Source organism: Snodgrassella sp. ESL0324 (genome assembly GCF_013344955.1).
Classification (GTDB): Bacteria; Pseudomonadota; Gammaproteobacteria; order Burkholderiales; family Neisseriaceae; genus Snodgrassella; species Snodgrassella alvi.
Window position 1 is genome coordinate 100251 of the sequence record NZ_JAAEDS010000013.1, and the last position, 21496, is coordinate 121746.

General features: G+C 42.1%; 17 protein-coding genes and 4 tRNA genes. 6 read left to right on the forward strand and 15 right to left on the reverse strand.

Annotated features, from left to right (window positions below; translation table 11 throughout):
• Nucleotides 1-334 precede the first annotated feature (334 nt).
• Both pncB and GYY70_RS06830 read left to right on the forward strand, forming a co-directional pair.
• Nucleotides 335-1573, forward strand: coding sequence for a nicotinate phosphoribosyltransferase (gene pncB, locus GYY70_RS06825; protein ID WP_174831795.1), 1239 nt, complete (start codon nt 335-337; stop codon nt 1571-1573).
• Between the two features lie 110 nt (nt 1574-1683).
• A complete protein-coding gene (locus GYY70_RS06830; protein ID WP_174831797.1) occupies nt 1684-2094 on the forward strand; it encodes an RNA-binding S4 domain-containing protein in 411 nt (136 codons plus the stop codon).
• Between the two features lie 77 nt (nt 2095-2171).
• On the opposite strand, the gene GYY70_RS06835 is transcribed toward GYY70_RS06830, so the two are convergent.
• The 11 genes from GYY70_RS06835 to GYY70_RS06885 all read right to left on the reverse strand — a co-directional run bounded on the left by GYY70_RS06835 (nt 2172) and on the right by GYY70_RS06885 (nt 14534).
• Entirely contained in the window at nt 2172-2732 is a 561-nt protein-coding gene (locus GYY70_RS06835; RefSeq protein ID WP_174831799.1) for a toll/interleukin-1 receptor domain-containing protein, read from the reverse strand.
• A 211-nt stretch (nt 2733-2943) separates the two neighbouring features.
• On the reverse strand, nt 2944-4356 hold the full coding sequence (gene lpdA / locus GYY70_RS06840) for a dihydrolipoyl dehydrogenase (RefSeq protein WP_174831801.1): 1413 nt from the start codon (nt 4354-4356) through the stop codon (nt 2944-2946).
• A gap of 151 nt (nt 4357-4507) precedes the next feature.
• Entirely contained in the window at nt 4508-5725 is a 1218-nt protein-coding gene (odhB, locus tag GYY70_RS06845; protein ID WP_084547808.1) for a 2-oxoglutarate dehydrogenase complex dihydrolipoyllysine-residue succinyltransferase, read from the reverse strand.
• 66 nt (nt 5726-5791) lie between these two features.
• On the reverse strand, nt 5792-8614 hold the full coding sequence (locus GYY70_RS06850; protein WP_174831802.1) for a 2-oxoglutarate dehydrogenase E1 component: 2823 nt from the start codon (nt 8612-8614) through the stop codon (nt 5792-5794).
• Nucleotides 8615-8801: 187 nt separating this feature from the next.
• The gene (gene gltA / locus GYY70_RS06855) at nt 8802-10085 is read right to left on the reverse strand and encodes a citrate synthase (RefSeq protein WP_078475764.1); all 1284 of its coding nucleotides are present in this window, start codon (nt 10083-10085) and stop codon (nt 8802-8804) included.
• Nucleotides 10086-10163: 78 nt separating this feature from the next.
• Entirely contained in the window at nt 10164-10415 is a 252-nt protein-coding gene (locus tag GYY70_RS06860) for a succinate dehydrogenase assembly factor 2 (protein ID WP_037395189.1), read from the reverse strand.
• Entirely contained in the window at nt 10415-11119 is a 705-nt protein-coding gene (locus GYY70_RS06865) for a succinate dehydrogenase iron-sulfur subunit (protein ID WP_025330883.1), read from the reverse strand. Before GYY70_RS06865 ends, GYY70_RS06860 begins: the two co-directional genes overlap by 1 nt.
• Before the next feature lie 12 nt (nt 11120-11131).
• On the reverse strand, nt 11132-12901 hold the full coding sequence (gene sdhA / locus GYY70_RS06870) for a succinate dehydrogenase flavoprotein subunit (protein ID WP_037395298.1): 1770 nt from the start codon (nt 12899-12901) through the stop codon (nt 11132-11134).
• Nucleotides 12902-12903: 2 nt separating this feature from the next.
• Entirely contained in the window at nt 12904-13251 is a 348-nt protein-coding gene (gene sdhD, locus GYY70_RS06875) for a succinate dehydrogenase, hydrophobic membrane anchor protein (protein WP_025330885.1), read from the reverse strand.
• On the reverse strand, nt 13248-13628 hold the full coding sequence (gene sdhC, locus GYY70_RS06880; protein WP_025330886.1) for a succinate dehydrogenase, cytochrome b556 subunit: 381 nt from the start codon (nt 13626-13628) through the stop codon (nt 13248-13250). Before sdhC ends, sdhD begins: the two co-directional genes overlap by 4 nt.
• A gap of 141 nt (nt 13629-13769) precedes the next feature.
• Nucleotides 13770-14534 carry a GntR family transcriptional regulator gene (locus tag GYY70_RS06885; RefSeq protein WP_158500018.1) on the reverse strand — a complete coding sequence of 255 codons (765 nt, stop codon included), beginning with the start codon at nt 14532-14534 and terminating at the stop codon, nt 13770-13772.
• Between the two features lie 220 nt (nt 14535-14754).
• On the opposite strand from GYY70_RS06885, the gene GYY70_RS06890 reads away from it, so the two are divergent.
• The 4 genes from GYY70_RS06890 (at nt 14755) to argS (ending at nt 19805) form a co-directional block, all read left to right on the forward strand.
• Nucleotides 14755-15732, forward strand: a complete 978-nt coding sequence (locus GYY70_RS06890; RefSeq protein ID WP_037395197.1) for a malate dehydrogenase — start codon at nt 14755-14757, stop codon at nt 15730-15732.
• A 336-nt stretch (nt 15733-16068) separates the two neighbouring features.
• Nucleotides 16069-17208: a homoserine O-acetyltransferase gene (locus GYY70_RS06895; protein ID WP_084564371.1), complete on the forward strand. Its 1140-nt coding sequence runs from the start codon at nt 16069-16071 to the stop codon at nt 17206-17208.
• Nucleotides 17205-17801: a methionine biosynthesis protein MetW gene (gene metW / locus GYY70_RS06900; protein WP_084547802.1), complete on the forward strand. Its 597-nt coding sequence runs from the start codon at nt 17205-17207 to the stop codon at nt 17799-17801. Before GYY70_RS06895 ends, metW begins: the two co-directional genes overlap by 4 nt.
• A 282-nt stretch (nt 17802-18083) precedes the next feature.
• Nucleotides 18084-19805, forward strand: a complete 1722-nt coding sequence (argS, locus tag GYY70_RS06905; RefSeq protein ID WP_174831871.1) for an arginine--tRNA ligase — start codon at nt 18084-18086, stop codon at nt 19803-19805.
• A gap of 404 nt (nt 19806-20209) precedes the next feature.
• Here the strand turns inward: argS and GYY70_RS06910 are convergent.
• The 4 genes from GYY70_RS06910 to GYY70_RS06925 form a co-directional block, all read right to left on the reverse strand.
• Nucleotides 20210-20294: transfer RNA gene (locus GYY70_RS06910), tRNA-Leu, on the reverse strand.
• Between the two features lie 290 nt (nt 20295-20584).
• Nucleotides 20585-20660 (reverse strand) — tRNA-Val (locus GYY70_RS06915).
• 28 nt (nt 20661-20688) lie between these two features.
• Nucleotides 20689-20765: transfer RNA gene (locus tag GYY70_RS06920), tRNA-Asp, on the reverse strand.
• Between the two features lie 32 nt (nt 20766-20797).
• Nucleotides 20798-20873 (reverse strand) — tRNA-Val (locus GYY70_RS06925).
• Between the last annotated feature and the right edge of the window lie 623 nt (nt 20874-21496).

A 21496-nucleotide genomic window follows, 5' to 3' on the forward strand; every position in this document is an offset into this window, starting at 1 on the left:
GCTCAATCTCAGTTTAAGCAAATCCAAAGCAGATCAGAAACAATACTGATAGTAAATTATATTCAAGCAACGCAACTGTAATAATAAATCATGTTACAGTTATTCAAACGAACTGCACAGCAGCCGGGTAAAGATTACAACTATGCTGATAAAACCCATTTCTCAAATGGCAACAGAAGCGGAAAGTTTAGACCCGAATAAATGAGGATTGTTAAATGAATGAACTCAAATTTTGAAATGCGGATAAAAACTCTGTAACAATCCGGAAACAGAATTCAGTACATATATTTCCGCATAGTACATATTAATTACTTTTATGAATTGCTCCAGCAATATGACCATAGATACCAATCGTCCGCCCATTATCCAGTCTTTACTGGATACAGATTTATATAAATTCACTATGCTTCAGGTAGTATTGCATCAATTCCCTCAGGCAACCGGTGTCTATGAGTTTCGTTGCCGTAACAATCATGAAACAGCTTACCCGCTTGGTGAAATTTTAGAAGAACTTGACTGGGAGCTTGACAGACTATGCCAGATGAAATTCACTGAAGATGAATTGCAATATTTGCGCAGCCTGCGCTTTATTAAAAGTGATTTCGTCGACTATATGGAGCTGTTTCAGCTAAAACGGCGTTTTATCAAAACATCTGTAGATGATAATCAATACCTGAATATCCGCATTGAAGGACCGATTATTCAGGCAATGTTTTTCGAAATATTTGTGCTGTCTATTGTTAACGAATTGTACTTTCATCGGCTGGAATCTCCGGAAATACTGGCAGAGGGAGAGCGTCGTCTGCAAGCAAAGGCTGAACTGATTCATCACTATGCTGATGAACAGCATCATTACAACTCTCCTTTTGTTGTTTCCGATTTTGGCACCCGGAGGCGTTATCGTTATTCATGGCAAAAGCATGTGATTAAAACTCTTCATGAGGCGGCTCCCGGCGTTTTCAGAGGAACCAGCAACGTACATATCGCCAAAGAACTCAATCTGATTCCGATTGGCACTATGGCTCATGAATTTTTGCAGGCTTTTCAGGCTTTAGATGTCCGATTACGTGATTTTCAGAAAGCGGCACTGGAAGCCTGGGTACATGAGTATCGTGGTGATTTGGGTATTGCCTTAACAGATGTAGTCGGCATGGATGCATTTTTGTGTGATTTCGATCTGTATTTTGCCAAATTATTTGACGGACTGCGCCATGATAGCGGTGATCCGTATATCTGGGGTGAAAAAGCCTATGCCCATTATCAGAAACTCAAAATAGATACCCGTACCAAAATGCTGACTTTCAGCGACAGTCTGGATTTACAACGCGCTTGGGACTTATATATTCATTTTAACAGCCGTTTTAAAACCAGCTTTGGTATCGGCACCAATTTTACCAATGATATGGGTTTAACCCCGTTGAATATTGTATTAAAACTTGTTGAATGTAATGGTCAGTCTGTGGCCAAAATATCGGATTCGCCAGGTAAAACCATGACAGATAACAGCACTTTTCTGGCTTATTTACGTCAGGTTTTTAATATAACCGACAAAATTTCTGTTAAACCGGATTAAACTGATACATTTCGCGCAAAATCTGCTTTAAATAAGCTAAATTACTTAATCCAACAATTATCAGCAACTAAAATAAATAAAGATTACAAGCAGGAATATATATAAATTATATGAATAACAGCAACAATATCAGCACAGTAGCAATGCGTCTGGATAAATGGCTTTGGGCTGCAAGATTCTTTAAAACCCGCGCACTGGCACAAAAACACATTGAATTGGGACGGGTACAGGTCAACGGTGCCAAAGTCAAAAACAGTAAGAATATTCAGATTGGTGATACCATTGATTTAACTCTAAATTCTCTGCCTTACAAAATTCAGGTAAAACGATTAAATCATATGCGTCGCCCGGCTCCTGAAGCCCGTTTACTTTATAGCGAAGACAACAACAGCATCGTTAAGCGTGAAGAGATTAAGGCTTTAAATCAGGCAAGTCAGATAACTGCTGCATATCCGGACGGCAGACCCACCAAACGTGATCGCAGAGCACTTGATAAAATAAAAAAACACTGGCAGGAATAAATCCTTAACCTTAATAAGTAATAATATTCAGATTCAAAAATACATTGAAATTTATAACGATTAAAAATAATTATATTTTAATCATTAAGCATATAATTATTCGGACTGAGATGACTATTTTTAACAAAATTATTTTTCTTTAAGGCTTTAAATACCATTTCTTTATTTAACGGTACATGCAATACAGGAACTTGCGATTTCAATTGTTTGAATAAGGGTAATTTATTTATAAAATAATGTACCTTAAAACTCATGTCTTTTTTCCCCTCTACCATCATAAGTTTTTTATCCAGTATATCTGCATACAGCACAATAACCGGTAATTTCAAATATCCTATACCATACTCTAATTCTTCTTTTACCCCTCTGGACTGAAAAGTATTTTCACTCAAAAACAAAATTATATTATCAGCTTTGTCCAGACGCTCTTTAATACGAGGTTTTAACACACTGTCCCAGTCGCTACCGTCACGGACATCATATTTTTTATGATGTATATCATTAAAAGGAAAAAGTTCATCCTTAAATTTCCATGTTCTTAACTGATTATAATAATAATAGTCCTTCTGAGCTAAAGCACCCGCAGATAGCTCATTGAACGGTTCTTCAACATGAAAAATACTGTAATTATGCGCCATATTTCTTCCCTGATTTAGTTTTTTCTAATGAATAAAATAGCAATATTACAGATATTACAATAAAACAAAACAAAAACCTACAAAAATAATTATATAATACAAATAGATAGGACAAATAGATAGGACAAATAGATAAATCAAGCAATACAAAATAATCCACTAAAAAACCCGTATCCTCACGGATACGGGTTTTTTGGACATTAATTAAAACTTATTTAACTGAAGATGCTGCTTCATGAGTCACTTCAGATAAAGTAGGATGAGCGTGAACAATTCGGGTAATATCTTCGCTGGAAGCTTTGAAATCCATAGCCATAACGGCTTCGGCAATCAGTTCTGATGCAACAGGTCCAATAATATGCACACCCAGTACACGATCAGTATCTGCATCAGCCAGAATTTTCACAAATCCCTTAGCCTGCCCCATACCCAGCGCGCGGCCGTTGGCAGCAAAGCTGGACTGACCTTTTTTGTATTTTACACCGGCAGCTTTTAGCTGTTCTTCGGTCTGGCCAACCCATGCAATTTCCGGATGAGTATACATAGCCGCAGGAATAGTGTTCATATCTACAAAAGGTTTCTGACCGGCAATTCGTTCAGCCACAGCCACGCCTTCAGCGGAAGCTTTATGCGCCAGCATCGGACCACGAACCACGTCACCAATTGCCCAGACGTTTGGCAAACTGGTGCGGCATTCATCATCAACAACAATAAAGCCACGTTCATCTTTTTGCAGACCAACAGCTTCAGCATTCAGACCGTTAGTATTGGGAACACGGCCGATAGCAATAACCAGTTTATCAAAAGTTTCAGTTTTTTCTTCACCAGCAACCGTATATTTAACAGTGACCTTGTTTTCACCTTTAACAATTTCATTAACTGTTACACCAAGGTGAATATTAAGACCTTGTTCTTTAGTGAAGATTTTGAAGGCTTCCTTCGCTACCTGCTGATCTGCTGCAGCAAGGAATGTTGGCATTGCTTCCAGAATAGTCACCTCTGAACCGAGACGATTCCAAACAGAACCCATTTCAAGCCCAATGACACCGGAACCAATCATGCCCAGTTTAGCCGGTACCGCTTCCAGATTCAGCGCACCTTCATTATCCAGTACATTAACATTGTCGATTTCAGTTAAAGGTAGCGGGCGAGGTAAAGATCCTGTTGCCACAATTACATGTTTGGCAGTTATCTGTTGCTTGTTACCATTGGTGTCAACCTCAATCTGCCATAAACCATCAGCCTGCCCTTGCAGAGAACCCCGACCAAAAATACTTTCTACTTTATCTTTTTTAAACAGAAAACCGATACCATTAGTCAGTTTACTTACAATGGCATCTTTACGTTCAATCATTTTTTTTGCATCAAAGCCTTTAACCTGAACATCAATACCATGTTCGGCAAATTCAGTTTGCGCTGCATGGTAATTTTCGCTGGTCTGTAATAAAGCTTTAGAAGGGATACAGCCAACATTCAGACAGGTACCGCCCAATGCCGGTGCATCACCCTGTTTATTCAATCCGGCATCAATACAAGCAGTTTTGAAACCCAGCTCAGCTGCACGAATAGCAGCGACATAGCCACCAGGACCTGCACCAATTACCACAACGTCAAATTGAGACATTAAAATTCCTTTCAATCATGAATATTTCTGACTGATAAAATAAACCGTAATGCGGCACAAACGCCATTTGATAATGTGTGGCGGCCATCATTACGGTTGTTATTATTGCCTGCCAGATAAAAATACCAACTATAGCAGCCAGTTTATTTGCTTACAGTTCAAGTAACAGACGAGCAGGATCTTCCAGAGCATCCTTAATTGCTACCAGAGTCAGTACGGCTTCACGTCCATCGATCAAACGGTGGTCGTAAGAAAGAGCCAGATACATCATCGGACGTACAACAACCTGACCATTTTCTACTACAGCACGTTCTTTAGTCGCATGCATGCCTAAAATAGCAGATTGAGGTGGATTAATAATCGGTGTAGACATCATAGAGCCGAAAGTCCCGCCATTAGTAATACTGAAGGTACCACCAGTCAGGTCTTCCAGTGCCAGCTTGCCGTCTTTCGCTTTAACTGCATAATCATGAATAGCCTGTTCGATATCGGCAATGCTCATCTGATCTGCATCACGCAAAATCGGTACTACCAGACCGCGCGGGCTGCCAATCGCGATACCAATATCAAAATAACCATGATATACAACATCAGTACCATCAATAGAAGCATTGACAACCGGATATTTTTTCAATGCGGCAACAGCTGCTTTAACAAAGAAAGACATAAAGCCCAGTTTAACGCCATACTCTTTCTGGAACTGTTCTTTATAACGGTTACGTAAATCCATAACCGGCTTCATGTTCACTTCATTAAATGTTGTCAGAATAGCATTTTCGTGCTGTGACTGTAATAAGCGCTCAGCAACACGAGAACGCAGACGTGACATGGGTACACGCTGTTCCACACGTTCACCGGCTGTAGAAGGTGCAGAGGCTTTGCTGGTTGCCATAACCGGAGCAGCAGCCAGAGCTGAAGCAGCAGCGGCAACATCCTCTTTAAGTACACGTCCGTCACGGCCTGAACCCTGAATATTAGCAGTATTCACACCTTTTTCTGCAGCCAGTTTGGCAGCAGCAGGCATTGCAACACCAGCCTGAGACTGATTAGCCGGAGCGGCAGACTGAGTTGCAGCAGCTGCCGGAGCAGCTTCAGCAGCGGCTGGTTCTGGTGCAGCGGCTTCAGCAGTAGCTGAAGTATCGATTTTTGCCAGTAACTGACCGGCAGTTACGGTAGCACCATCTGCCTCAATGATTTCAACCAGTTTACCTGCCTGCTGAGCCGGTAATTCCAGTACAACTTTATCTGTTTCCAGATCAATCAGGTTTTCGTCACGCTGTACGAAATCACCCACTTTTTTATTCCAGGTCATCAGGGTAGCTTCGGTCACACTTTCCGGAAGCATAGGAACGGTTACATCAATAATCATGGATTACTCCTAAAAAAAGGGTATCGGCCACCACTACAGTGGCCAGTTATTCATAACAGATTCGGATTACTTTAAGTCCAACGCATCATCAACCAGCTGTTTAAGCTGGGCAACGTGTTTACTCATGTAACCCACTGCTGGTGAGGCACTAGCCGGACGGCCTGCAAAAATAACCTTTTGCTTGCTACCAGCAATCTTTTCAATGCGATGACGAATCTGGAACCAGGCACCCTGATTTCTCGGTTCTTCCTGAGCCCAAAGAATTTCAGTTGCATTAGGATAACGGCTCAGTTCAGCAGCCAGCTGTTCGTACGGGAACGGATATAACTGTTCTACGCGGATAATCGCAATGTCTTTACCCAGATTACGTTCAAGACGTGCTTTATTGATATCGTAGTAAACCTGTCCGGCACACAAAATCACACGCTTAACACTATTTTCATTACCTTCAACCTGATCGCCGATAACCGGGCGGAAAGTGTGGCCTTCAGTAAAGTCACTGAGCTGGCTCATGGATTCATTAAAGCGCAGCAGACGTTTAGACATGAAGATAACCAGTGGTTTACGGTATGGACGTAGTACCTGACGGCGCAGCAGGTGGAACATCTGAGAAGCCTCAGACGGCATGACAACCTGAATATTCTCTTCAGAACATAATTGCAGCCAGCGTTCCAGACGACCAGAAGAGTGTTCCGGCCCCTGACCATCATAACCATGCGGCAGAATGACCGTCAGACCGCATAAACGCCCCCATTTGGTTTCACCGGAAGTGACAAACTGGTCAATGGCAACCTGAGCACCATTGGCAAAGTCGCCAAACTGCCCTTCCCAGATAACCAGCTGGTCAGGCGCACTGCAGGCAAACCCGTATTCATAAGCCAATACAGCTTCTTCATTCAGAATAGAATCAATTACTAAGAAAGAAGCCTGATTTTCGCTCAGATTACGCAATGGTACATAAGCACCGGCATCACTTTTTTCACGTTTCTGATCGTGCAGTACTGCATGACGGTGTGAGAAAGTTCCACGACCGGAATCTTCACCGGAAATGCGTACACCATTACCATTAGTCACCAGACTGGCATAAGCCAGAGTTTCTGCCATACCCCAGTCTACCGGCTGCGTACCTTCTGCCATCGCCATACGACCGGCCAGCATTTTTTTCACCGTATTATGCGGAGTAAACCCTTCCGGCAATGCAGTAAATTTTTCAGCAAGACGTTTAATATCGGCAGCAGGAATACCAGTTTCAACCGGGTGATTCCAGTGGGTACCCATATAAGGTGTCCAGTCTACTGCATACTTATGGTTATAATCAGTCAGAGTAGTCTGCTCAACATGCTCACCTTTATCCAGTGCATCACGGTAAGCCTGAATCAGCCCTTCAGCCTGTTCTTTGGTAATGACATTTTCACTTACCAGACGATCAGAATACAGAGAACGTGTGCCCGGATGCTGATGAATTTTGTTATACATCATTGGCTGAGTCAGCATCGGATCATCACCTTCGTTGTGACCCAGTTTACGGAAGCAGACAATATCCACCACCACGTCTTTACCGAAAGACTTACGGTAATCCATTGCCAGACCCATTACATAGCTAACTGCTTCAGGATCATCACCGTTCACATGGAAAATCGGCGCGTCAACCATTTTAGCCAGATCAGTGCAGTAAACAGTAGAACGGGTATCACGTAAATCAGAAGTCGTAAAACCAATCTGATTATTGATGACAATATGGATAGTACCGCCAGTAGTATAGCCGCGGGTTTGTGACAGATTGAAATTAGCCTGATTGACACCCAGACCAATAAATGCAGAATCACCATGAATCAATACCGGCAATACCGCATTACGACCGGATTCACCACGGCGTTTCTGCCGCGCACGTACTGCCCCTTCGACAACAGGGTTAACAATTTCCAGATGAGAAGGATTGAAAGCCAGTGAAACGTGTAAAGGACCGTTACCGGTAGCCAGATCAGAAGTGAAACCCATATGGTATTTCACATCACCACTTGGCAGAGTAGTTGTATATTTACCTTCAAATTCGCTGAATAAATCACGGGGCTCTTTACCCAGAATATTTACCAGCACATTCAGGCGGCCGCGATGAGCCATACCAATCATAACTTCTTCAACACCCTGACTACCACAATGCTGAATCAGATAATCAAGAGCGACAATTGTACTTTCACCACCTTCAAGCGAAAAGCGTTTCTGACCGACATAACGGGTGTGCAAATAGCGTTCAAGCGTTTCCGCCGCAGTCAGCTGCTTCAGAATGCGACGTTTGTGTTCAGGCGTATAACTGGAAACTGATAAATCTTTTTCCACTCGCTCCTGCACCCAGTTGCGTTCATCCGGCCGGGTAATGTGCATATACTCCACACCCACAGTGCCGCAATAAGTCTGATCCAGGCGGTTAATAATTTCAGATAAAGGCAGTTTAGGACTGCTTCCAAAATCGCTGCTGGTATAAAATTTAGTAGACATATCTGCTGCAGTCAGCCCGTATTGTGCCGGATCAAGTTCAGCCAGATATTCTTTAGGACGACGTTTTAACGGATCCAGATTTGCATTACGTGCACCGAGAATACGATAAGCGTTCATCAGATTTAATACTGACACCTGCTTTTGCAATACATTTAAATCAACACTACCCTGAGTAGCAGCCTGCTGTCTGGACAGATTAACAAAAGATTCCTGAATCGGTAATTGCGGTATATCCTTGGCAACATAGCCCGGTAATGCAGCTACTTTGTCAAAATAATCTTTCCAGTATTCATCAACTGAATCACGATCCTTTAGGTAGCTCTCGTAAAGCTCCTCAATGTAAGGAGCATTGGCACCATATAAATAAGAAAGATTGGTTTGTTCTTCCATCATGGTAAAAATCCTTTTTACCTCAAACTAATAAAACAGGAATATCACTATCCCCTACCAATAAAGAATCGATTGCCGATTCCAGATTACCGCATATCAACATACCGATTCCAGATCACCACGTATAAGCATGGTGATGAAGCATCAGTATGCTTCAGGCAGCAATAAAGCTGCCTGAATACATAAATAACTAGCGTTTATCCACCGGGAGATAATCGCGCCGAGCGGAGCCTGTATACAGCTGACGCGGGCGACCGATTTTCTGATTCGGATCAGCTATCATTTCGTGCCAGTGTGATACCCAGCCTACTGTACGTGCCAGTGCAAACAGCACGGTAAACATAGTTACCGGAATACCTAAAGCACTCAGCACAATACCGGAGTAAAAATCCACGTTCGGATAAAGCTTGCGTTCAACAAAATAAGGATCTTCAAGCGCAATTTTTTCCAGAGCCATTGCCAGCTTGAATTTAGGACTATCATGCAATCCCAGTTCTTTTAACACTTCATCACATGTCTGCTTCATGATTTTGGCACGCGGATCCATATTTTTGTACACGCGATGTCCAAAACCCATCAGACGATAACGCTTTTCTTTAACTCCCTGCATAAATTCTTCAACACGGGACACATCACCAATTTCATCCAGCATTTTCAATACTGCTTCATTGGCACCACCATGGGCAGGTCCCCACAGGCAGGCAATGCCGGCAGCAATACATGCAAACGGATTGGCTCCGGAAGAACCGGCAATGCGTACTGTAGAAGTAGATGCATTCTGCTCATGATCCGCATGCAAAATGAAAATCCGGTCTAAAGCACGTTCCAGCACAGGATTAACAACATAATCCTCAGTTGGTTTAGCAAACATCATATGCAGGAAATTACCGGTATAAGTCAGATTGTTCCGCGGATAATTAAATGGCAATCCTTTTGAGTAGCGGTAACACATAGCTGCGAGAGTCGGAATCTTGGCAATCATGCGGTATTCCGCAATTCGGCGGTGTTCAGGATTATTGATATCCAGACTATCCTGATAAAATGCAGCCAGTGCACCTACTACCCCGACCATCATTGACATCGGATGAGCATCACGACGAAAACCCCTGAAAAACCAGGTTAATTGTTCATGCACCATATTATGGCGCAAAACACCTAGTTCAAATTTCTGTTTTTCGGCTGCATCAGGTAATTCACCATATACGAGCAGATAGCATGTTTCCAGATAATCACTGTGTTCAGCCAGCTGCTCAATAGGATATCCCCGATAATATAACTGCCCCTTTTCACCATCAATGAAAGTGATTTTGGATTCGCAGGATGCGGTTGAAGTAAACCCGGGATCAAACATAAATGTCCCGGTCTCACCATACAGTTTACGAATGTCCACTACATCCGGACCCAAACTGCCAGACAAAACCGGCATCTCAAAAGGCTCTTGCCCCTCAATGCTCAGTATAGCTTTCTTAGTCATCCATAACTCCTTAATTTTCAATTTTTCTATTTAAATAAACTAAACTTAAATACGTTAACAAAAGCAAAGTGTTTACAACTACTGAGCCTGCCTGATTTTAGCCAGAACAGGCTCAAATTCAGAGTCAGTACAACCCTCAGACTGATTGATTAACGCCAGAATTTCCGGATCAGGCAAATCCATTAACGCCACAAACACAGCTAACTCTTCGTTAGATAACTGATCAAAAGCATGTGTCATAAACCGACCAAGAATAATATCCAGTTCCAGTAAACCACGTCGGGTTAGCCAGCGTATGCGACGTTTGGCATTATCATCAAAATCCTGCATCAGATAGCTCTTCTCAACATTAAATCTTTAATCTTACCGATAGCACGTGTCGGATTCAGATGTTTAGGGCAAACATCCACACAGTTCATGATCGTATGACAACGGAACAGACGGTAAGGATCATTCAGATTGTCCAGACGTTCATTGGTGCGCGTATCACGAGTATCAGCAATAAAGCGGTAAGCATTCAGCAAACCAGAAGGACCAACAAACTTATCAGGATTCCACCAGAAAGAAGGACATGAAGTAGAACAGCAGGCACACAGAATACATTCATATAAACCATCCAGCTCTTTACGCTCAGCCTGTGACTGCAAACGTTCACGTGTCGGAGCAGCTGTATCATTGATCACATAGGGTTTAATTGAATGATATTGATTGAAGAACTGAGTAAAATCGACAATCAGGTCACGAATAACCGGCAAAGCAGGTAACGGTTTTAACACTATCGGCTGCTTCAGACTGCGAATATCGGTCAGACATGCCAGACCATTTTTACCATTAATATTCATACCATCAGAACCGCAAATACCTTCGCGGCAGGAACGGCGGAATGACAAACTGTCATCCTGCGCTTTAAGTTTAATCAGCGCATCCAACAGCTTTACATCAGTCGGTTCAATTTCGAGTTCATAATCTTTCATGTACGGCTTATCATCCACATCGGGATTATAGCGGTACACCTGGAAGCGGATTTTTTCCATCTTGATAGTTCCTTAGTAAACGCGTTCAGCTGGTTTTATGTATTCCACACTCAGAGGTTTAGTGTGTACTGGTTTATATTCCAGATGCTGATCTTCAGCGTAGTACAATGTGTGTTTCATCCAGTTTTCATCATCACGGTTCGGATGATCATCGGAAGCATGTGCTCCGCGTGATTCTTTACGTGCCTCAGCAGAAACCAGGGTCGCCTGAGCCACTTCAATCAGATTATCCAGCTCCAGCGCTTCCAGCCGTGCAGTATTCCAAACCTTACTCTTATCGTGAATCTGGGTTTTGGCTACACGTTCGGCAATTTCATTGATTTTCTCAATTCCTTCTTTTAGCAGAGCATCTGTACGGAATACCCCGGCATGTGACTGTACACACCGCTGCAAATCATTACGCACTTCAGATACCTCTTCACCATTAGTCTGATTTTCCAGACGGCTCAGACGTGCAAGTGTTTTTTCACCAACATCTGCCGGCAACTCACGATGTGCTACCTGCTTTTTGATGTAGTCAATCATATGATCTCCGGCTGCTTTCCCGAACACCACAAGGTCAAGTAAAGAATTAGTACCCAGACGGTTTGCACCATGCACTGAAGCACATGCACATTCACCTGCTGCATAGAAACCAGGAACCGGAGCTTCCAGATCATCGCCTTTGGCCATTACCACCTGACCATGATAATTAGTAGGAATACCGCCCATCATATAGTGGCAGGTCGGAACCACCGGAATCGGATCTTTAATTGGATCCACACCGGCAAATTGAATGGAAATCTCGCGGATACCTGGCAGTTTTTCCATAATTTTTTCTGCGCCAAGATGGTCCACTTTCAGCAGTACATGGTCTTTATTTTTACCTACACCACGGCCTTCATGAATTTCAATAGCCATTGCACGGGACACCACATCACGACAGGCCAGATCTTTTACAGTTGGCGCATAACGTTCCATAAAACGCTCGCCTTCACTGTTGAGCAGAATACCGCCTTCACCACGCACACCTTCAGTAATCAACACCCCGGCACCCGCCACACCAGTAGGATGGAATTGCCAGAACTCCATGTCTTCCAGAGGAATGCCTGCACGGGCAGCCATACCCAGACCATCACCAGTATTCATATAGGCATTGGTAGAAGAAGCATAGATACGTCCGGCACCGCCAGTAGCAAAAAGTACAGCCTTTGCATGCAAAATGAAAACCTCACCTGTTTCCATTTCCATTGCAATAACCCCGATTACCACACCTTCTGAATCCCGAATCAGATCCAGAGCAGCCCATTCCACAAAAAACTGAGTTTCTGCATGCACATTTTGCTGATATAAGGTATGCAGCATTGCATGGCCGGTACGGTCTGCCACTGCACAGGCACGTTCTACAGCTCGTTTACCAAACTCAGCAGTATGTCCGCCAAACGGTCGCTGATAAATTTTACCGGATTCAACCCGGTCAAACGGCATACCCATATGTTCAAGTTCAACTACAGCATCAGGAGCGCGGCGTGTCATGAATTCGATTGCATCCTGATCACCCAGCCAGTCGGAACCTTTAACGGTATCGTACATATGCCAGTTCCAATGGTCTTCCTGTACATTACCCAGCGAAGCAGAAATCCCGCCCTGGGCAGCTACCGTATGAGAACGGGTTGGAAAAACCTTAGACAGCACTACTGTATTTAAACCTGCTTTAGATAATTGCAGAGCGGCACGAAGCCCTGCACCACCGCCGCCTACGATTACTGCATCAAAACGACGTACCGGCAAACTCTTGGGCATATTCATGCTACCCCCCAAATCACTTTAACAGAATAAATCAGACAGCCAACCAGCCACAGGATAGTGGCAACATGCAAAAACAGGCGCAAACCTGCTGGTTTGATATAGTCCATCCACAAATCACGTATACCAACCCATGCATGCAATACCAGTGCCAGCACAAAAATCTGTGTTATCAGACGAACCCACGTCTGAGCAAAGAAACACTGCCATTCCTGATAACTATGCGGTAAACAGATAATCATAATTAAAAACAAGACTGAGTACACCAGCATGATTACTGCCGTGATACGCTGCATAATCCAATCGCGCAGACCATAGTGCGCGCCGGCTAATTTACGATCAATCATGATAACAAGCACGCTCCATAAATAATAACGGACAATACAATTGCACAAATAACCACCGCTTTAGCCGAAGCGCGTGCCGTTTTTAGTTCTGTACCTTTATGAATATCCATAAACAAAAAACGCACACCGGCCAGACTGTGGTAAACATATGCCAGCAAAAGAACAAAAAGAATGCACTTCACCAAAGGATGATGCACAAGCTCCTGATAAGTATTGAACGCGGATTCATGGGAAAGCGTACCTGAAAACAGCCATAAAAACAGCGGAATACAGATAAATAGCGCGATACCACTAAAACGATGAAAAATAGACACAAGACCCGGAATGGGTAATCGTATCTTTTGTATATCCAGATACACTGGCCTTTCTTTTTGCATCGGTGACTCCTCTTGTATTATTAGAAGATATAAACTCAAAACCAGCGGCCAAAGCCGCACCCAACCGAAATTTACTGCAATTGACCCAGTTTTTAACAAACAGGTAACATTACTACACACCAATTATTTACAATACCGGTATCAGTACTCAGCAGAGCTGCCACTTAATTGCAAAGACTGATTTCCAAGTTGTAAATAACGCCGGCGCCATTCATAAGGAACACCGTCGACACTTTGGCTCAAACGCCCGATACAAAGGGCATGCGAACCCATATCTGCCTTCAACAGTCTGGCAATCTCAGGACGCAAAACTGTTTGCCAAAGCCATTGTCGCGAAGTATCCATCAAAACATCATACTCAAGCAACAAAAAAGCATAAAAACTACGGCGGCGGCGCATAAAACGTACATTTAAATCCTGCAATAACGCAACAGGTAAAAATAATTCATCTACCGCCACTTCAATATAACCGGTACGCCATAGCAGCATAATTTTCCATACTGGTTCTGCGATTTTTATACCTAACTGCATAGCAGTTTCTTCATCCGCAACAGCAACAGTCACACTCAGAACTTCAGCTACCGGCCAAACCTGCTCAGTTTTAGCCTGTTGCAATACCGGAATTTCAGTAAAAGGATAATATCCCCAGTCCCAGTTTTGCTGAGTAACAAAGGTTCCTACCCCTTGATAACGCTGTAAAATACCCCGCGCCGCCAGTTCACTCAAACCTTTACGCACAGTTCCCTGACTTACATTCCACTGTCTGGCCAGATCCCATTCACTGGGCAAAGGCTGACCAGGCTTGAAATCACCATCAGCAAGCAAATGAAAAACCCGCTGCATTACAGACTGGTATAAAGGAATGTGTCTTTTAAGCGAACTGATTTTAAATCTATTGTACGACATTTCAAACTCATGTAAATAAAGTCTTATATAAGACATAAGATAACACAGAAAAACTCACTCAATATTCTCAAAAAAGCATCAATCTATTACTTCAATTAATTTAATTTTGAAAATAATTTTGCTATCATACAGCCCAAATTCTTGTAGTACAGACATATTAAATACCTTTAAGACAAGAAAAAATATTTATAGTCGTGTTTTTATTTTAAGAGGATATGTTATGAAAAAACCTGTACGCATTGCCGTGACGGGTGCTACCGGTCAGATTGGTTATGCTTTACTGTTCCGGATTGCCAGCGGTGACATGCTGGGAGCTGATACTCCGGTTATCCTGCAACTACTTGATTTACCTCAGTCACAAACTGCTGCCCAGGGGGTAATGATGGAATTACAGGACTGTGCATTTCCCCTGCTTACCGATATGTTTGCAACTCATGATCCAGAAGTGGCATTCAAAGATGCAGATATAGCTATCCTCGTCGGTGCACGTCCGCGCAGTAAAGGTATGGAACGCAGCGACTTATTACAGGCCAATGCTGAAATCTTCAAAACACAGGGTGCAGCACTGAATAAAGTGGCGAGCCGCGATGTTAAAGTCCTTGTTGTAGGTAATCCTGCCAATACCAATGCTTATATCGCCATGAAGTCTGCCCCTGATTTACCGGCGAAAAATTTTACCGCACTGATGCGCCTGGATCAGAATCGCGCACTTAGTCAGCTGGCAGAAAAAATTAATAAACCAGTAAGCAAAATAAAACAACTGTGCGTATGGGGAAATCACAGTCCCACCATGTACACTGATTACCGCTTTGCTCAGATAGATAATGAAAACGTAGCAGAAATGATTAATGATCAGGACTGGTATGTAAAAGAATATTTACCTAAAGTAGGCAAACGCGGTTCAGCCATCATTGAAGCCCGGGGTCTGTCTTCTGCTGCCAGTGCCGCCAATGCAATTATCGATCAGATTCATGACTGGGTAATTGGCAGTAATGGAGAATGGGTTACTATGGGCGTACCCTCAGACGGTTCTTATGGCATCCCGGAAGAAATAGTATTCGGCTTTCCAATGACTTGTGAAAATGGCGAGTACACTATTGTTCAGGATTTACCTATTGATGAATTCAGTCAGCAGCGTATTAATCAAACACTGGCTGAACTTGAAGAAGAAAAAGCAGAAGTGAGCAGCTTACTTTAAATACTGAAAATATCTCTGGCCGGCCTGAAACATCAGACCGGCTTTTTTATCACCTGTTTATATTAATGCTGATTAATAGAAAACAGATTTCAATACAAATATCAGCAATATTAGCGAACTAATTACTATCAACACCAGCGCCAGACAGTTTACCCAGTATCCGAGCGTCTGTTTTTGCTGCCTTCCAAGTAAATACTTAAGCAAAACACCCAATAACATTACAAAAAGAAACAGACGCAGCAAACGGCCTATCATTTATTTTCCAAAACACGTTATATCTGTGCAAACCAGACAAAGTCGTTATAATGCCAGTTTTCTATTCTTTTAACTAATCTTATGAAAGAAATAGACAGCATTGGCATTGTAACCCCGCAAAAGTGGTCTTTTGACAGCCCGCTCACCCTGCAAAACGGTTGTGTTCTGCCCCGGTTTGAATTAATGATTGAAACCTACGGCACACTTAATGCAGACAAAAGTAATGCGGTATTAATATGTCATGCACTGTCAGGAAATCACCATGTAGCGGGTTACCATAGTAAAAATGATAAACACCCCGGCTGGTGGGATAATATGATTGGTCCGGGAAAGCCTGTTGATACCAATCGTTTTTTTGTTGTCGGCTTAAATAATCTGGGAGGATGTCACGGCAGCACCGGTCCGTTGAGTATCAATCCGGACACAGGAAAAGCTTACGGCGCTGATTTTCCAATGGTAACCGTAAAGGACTGGGTAGAAAGTCAATCTATGCTGGCCGACCGCTTCGGCATTGATAAATGGGCAGCGGTTATGGGCGGAAGTCTGGGCGGGATGCAGGCATTACAATGGGCAATCGACAAACCGCAACGTCTGAAACATGCATTGATTATTGCCTCAGCTCCACGATTATCTACCCAAAATATTGCCTTTAATGATGTAGCCAGACAAGCCATTCTTACCGATCCGGATTTTTGTCAGGGACAATACGCGCAACAGCAGAAAATTCCACGACGAGGTTTGCGTATCGCTCGTATGATGGGACACATTACCTATCTGGCAGAAGACGGATTGGGTAAAAAATTCGGGCGCCAGATGCGACAACCAAACTACCAGTATGATTACAACGTTGAATTTGAGGTTGAATCCTATCTTCGCTATCAGGGTGATAAATTCGCTGAAGTGTTCGATGCCAATAGTTATTTACTGATGACAAAAGCACTTGATTATTTTGATCCGGCGCGTGATTATGATGGTAATCTGGTAGCCGCAGTATCTGCAATTCAGGCCAGAATACTGATAGCCAGCTTCAGCAGCGACTGGCGTTTTTCACCCAGACGCTCACAGGAATTACTGGATGCTTTGGTAGCAGCCAACAAACCCGTGCAATATATTGCTCTTAAATCAGCTCACGGACATGATGCCTTTTTAATGGAAGATGCTGATTATCAGGCGGCTATCCGCATTTATTTCAACAATATTGCCACTGAACTAACACAATGAACATATCATCAGTACCACTGCGTGATGACCTGCAAATGATTTTCGACTGGATTACACCCAATAGTCGTGTACTGGATTTAGGCTGCGGAGACGGAGAACTGCTGGCCGCACTAGTCAGACACAAAAATTGTCAGGGATATGGATTAGAAATTAATACCAATAGCGTATTAGCTGCTATGCAACGTGGCATCAACGTAATACAGGCTGATCTGGAAGCCGGTTTGCAACATTTTAATGATAACAGCTTTGACATCATCGTTTTGAGCCAAACCATTCAGTCTATGCAAAATACGGAAAACATCCTGCAGGAAATGAAACGAGTCGCCGCAGAAGCTATTGTCACCTTTCCCAATTTCGGCTACTGGCGCAACCGCCTGCAAATCGCACTGGGTGGACATATGCCGGTTTCCGAACGCATGCCTTATCAATGGTATAACACCCCGAACATTCATTGGTGCACCCTTCAGGATTTTGATAAATTATGTGCCAAAAATCATTTAAAAATTTTGCAACGTGCGGTGATGAGCGGAAATAAACGCATTTCTCTTTGGCCAAACTTGCTTGGTAGTCTGGCCTTTTATCGCGTAGGCTGATCATCACACAGTTAAAGTATACCGGCTGGTATCCGGTATACTTTAACAGCATTATCCATTTACACACTAAAAACGCACAAATTATATCCAGCATAAATCAGCTAATCTGATTGATAATCACCAATTCATTTATCTATATAGTATTCTTATATAGCCACAGAAAAATTTTCTTAACTAATTTAGGCATTATTCCCGTCAAGTCCATTTATTCATTGCGCTGCGCTAATGCGATTTACGCTTATTTATGCGAAAATTAGCCATTTTCCTATTTATCAGACCAACATGAAATTACATCAACTAGTTGCAGCTGAAGTTGAACAAGCATTTAGCGCAAACGGGCTCATAGACCAACCAATTATTCTGCAACCAGCCAAAAATCGTGACTTTGGCGATTATCAAATTAACGGTGTCATGGCTGCCGCAAAAAAAACCAGACAAAACCCTCGAGAACTGGCACAAAAAGTTGCCAATGCATTACAGCAGAACCCACTGATTGCCACAGCAGAAGTTGCCGGCCCTGGTTTTATTAACTTAAAACTTCGCCCTGAAAAACTGGCACAATATATTAAGGACTCATTACAGGATGAGCATCTGGGTATTGCCAGAAACAGCAAGCCACAAACAATAGTTATAGATTACTCCTCACCCAATCTGGCTAAAGAAATGCACGTAGGTCATTTACGCTCCAGCATCATAGGAGATAGCCTCAACCGGGTACTTACTTTTCTCGGACATAAAGTTATTGCCCAAAATCATGTGGGTGACTGGGGCACACAATTTGGTATGCTGGTCGCCTACCTGATAGAACAACAGCAAAACGGGCGTGCAGATCTCGAACTGGCGGATTTAGAACAATTCTATCGTAATGCCAAAGTACGCTTTGATGAAGATAAAAACTTTGCCGATACAGCACGTGATTACGTAGTTAAACTTCAAAGCGGAGATGCCAGCGTACTGGCATTGTGGCAACAGTTTGTACAGACCTCTTTACAACATGCTCAGGCGGTCTATAAAAAACTTGGCCTAAAACTTTTACCAGCCGATGTAACCGGCGAATCATTTTACAATGACCAGTTACAATCAACTGTAAATGAACTTCTTGCCAAAGGTATTGCCGTTGACAGTGACGGTACTAAAGTTGTTTTTCTGGATGAGTTTAAAAATCAGGATAATGAACCGGCAGCATTTATTATTCAGAAAAAAGATGGCGGATTCCTGTATGCCAGCACCGATTTAGCCTGCCTGCGTTACCGGATTAATACCTTGCACGGCAACAGATTGTTATATGTTGTGGATGCGCGCCAAAGCCTGCACTTTGATGAATTATTTACAGTTGCCCGTAAAGCCGGCTGGCTGCCTGATACCGTGCATGCGGAACATGTACCTTTCGGTACCATGATGGGTAAAGACGGCAAACCGTTTAAAACCCGTAGCGGTGACACAGTAAAATTAATGGATTTACTAAACGAAGCTGTAACACGTGCATCTGCTCTGGTTGCCAGCAAAAACCCTGAACTGAGCACCGATGAAATCGCACATATAGGTGAAGTCGTAGGCATAGGTGCCGTAAAATATGCAGATTTAAGCAAAAATCGTACCAGTGATTACATATTCGACTGGGACAGCATGCTTTCTTTCGAAGGCAATACTGCTCCTTACTTACAATATGCCTATACCCGCGTACAAAGTGTTTTTCGCAAAGCAGGTACCTGGGATAACAATGCTGCGATCACCCTGAACGAAGCCATGGAACAGCAACTGGCTGTAGAATTACTTAAATTTGAAGATGTTCTGGATAGTGTTGCCAATACCTCTTATCCGCACTATCTCGCCGCTTATCTGTATCAGATTGCTACCCTGTTCAGCCGTTTTTATGAAGCCTGCCCGATACTCAAAGCAGACGAAGCCACTCGCAACAGCCGGTTGCAGCTTACCAGCCTTACCGGCAAAACCTTGCAACAGGGTCTGGCATTATTAGGTATAGATACACTTGAAACCATGTAACTAAAACAAACATATCAGCAAAATAAAAATGCACCATTTGAATTTATATAATGGTGCATTTTTGTTTCAACTGACAAAGAAGCTCAAAATCAGTCAGACAATATCTACAATATACTGTTTGGAATCTTACCTATTGATAAATATTATTTATCCGTAAACCATACCTTACGCATAAAATATATACCTGTATCAATACCTGTCAATGAAAGCTTACAACAGTATATATAGAATTAATTTAACTTCGAATTCAGGTAAATTCGAATATCATGCCAATGATAATTATACTTAAAATACAAAATTGACAGCAGATAAAAAATTTCTAAGTAGTTTTTAGTTAGTGTTCAGACAGACTGAGTAGAAATAAAAAAAGATATCTTAACTTATAAGATATCTTTAAAATTCGATGGTGCGGATAAAGAGACTCGAACTCTTACGCCTTTCAGCGCCAGAACCTAAATCTGGTGCGTCTACCAATTTCGCCATATCCGCAATCAATCAGTAAAAGATTGAGCGATGAATTATAGGTTAGTTTGCAAATTGTGCCAAGTGAAATATCTTAAGCATATACAGACAGATGCAAATAAGCTGTGAATGAACATAAATGCCGGGAAGTTTCTTAGTGCCTAATATAAAATAATAACAGCCTGAATATCACAAACTGATTATCTGCTATGAATGCCACCAGCACAGATAGTTTGATTGCATATAAAAAATAGCAAACAAATAGCGCACTAATAATCAAGAATTTAATTAAATCAGAAATCAGGAGAAAAACATATTGGTGGGTGATGACGGAGTCGAACCGCCGACATTCTGCTTGTAAGGCAGACGCTCTACCAACTGAGCTAATCACCCCTAAGAGAGAAAACAGCAATTATGAAATTGGCGCGGCGGACGGGGCTCGAACCCGCGACCCCCGGCGTGACAGGCCGGTACTCTAACCAACTGAGCTACCACCGCGCAAGTTTTATGCAACGCATAAAACAGAAAACTGGTGGGTGATGACGGAGTCGAACCGCCGACATTCTGCTTGTAAGGCAGACGCTCTACCAACTGAGCTAATCACCCTGTGCTGTCGAGGCGCGTATTTAATCACAGAGTAAGCAACACAGCAAGACCTTTTTATCACGATGTTGCACATTTTTTTTAGTTCACTGTTTTTTCAATTTAAATTTTATGGCACTTGCAGCTTGCTATTGATTAACCAATAGCATGGGTTAGATTCTCTGTTTGATTCAGACATTCAACATATAAAATTCTGCTCATTTCCTCAATACTTCTATATTGAAAGCCGGAAATAAAATCCTGTATACCAGCAAAACAAATTCAAGCATTAGAACATTCGTTATCTTAAATAATATTTTCATAGTTTATTAACATTTAAAGAATTATATGAAACAAATTAGAATATTTACACTAATAAACATTTATTATCATATTATCGAACAATAAAATTGCCAAAAACTAATAAAATTAATTTTAAAATAAATTCTCCTCATCGAAATAATAAGTTTTAAATGCTTATTAAATAAAATAAAAAATTATTTATGTAAAATTAAAATAGCAATTTTTTAAAAAAAATAGCGATAAATATAGACAAATAGCAATAATTTAGAATTTTACACTAATTTATTATTAATATATAACAAAAGTTAACCAATCATTTTCTAAAATAAATTATAGATTTTAAT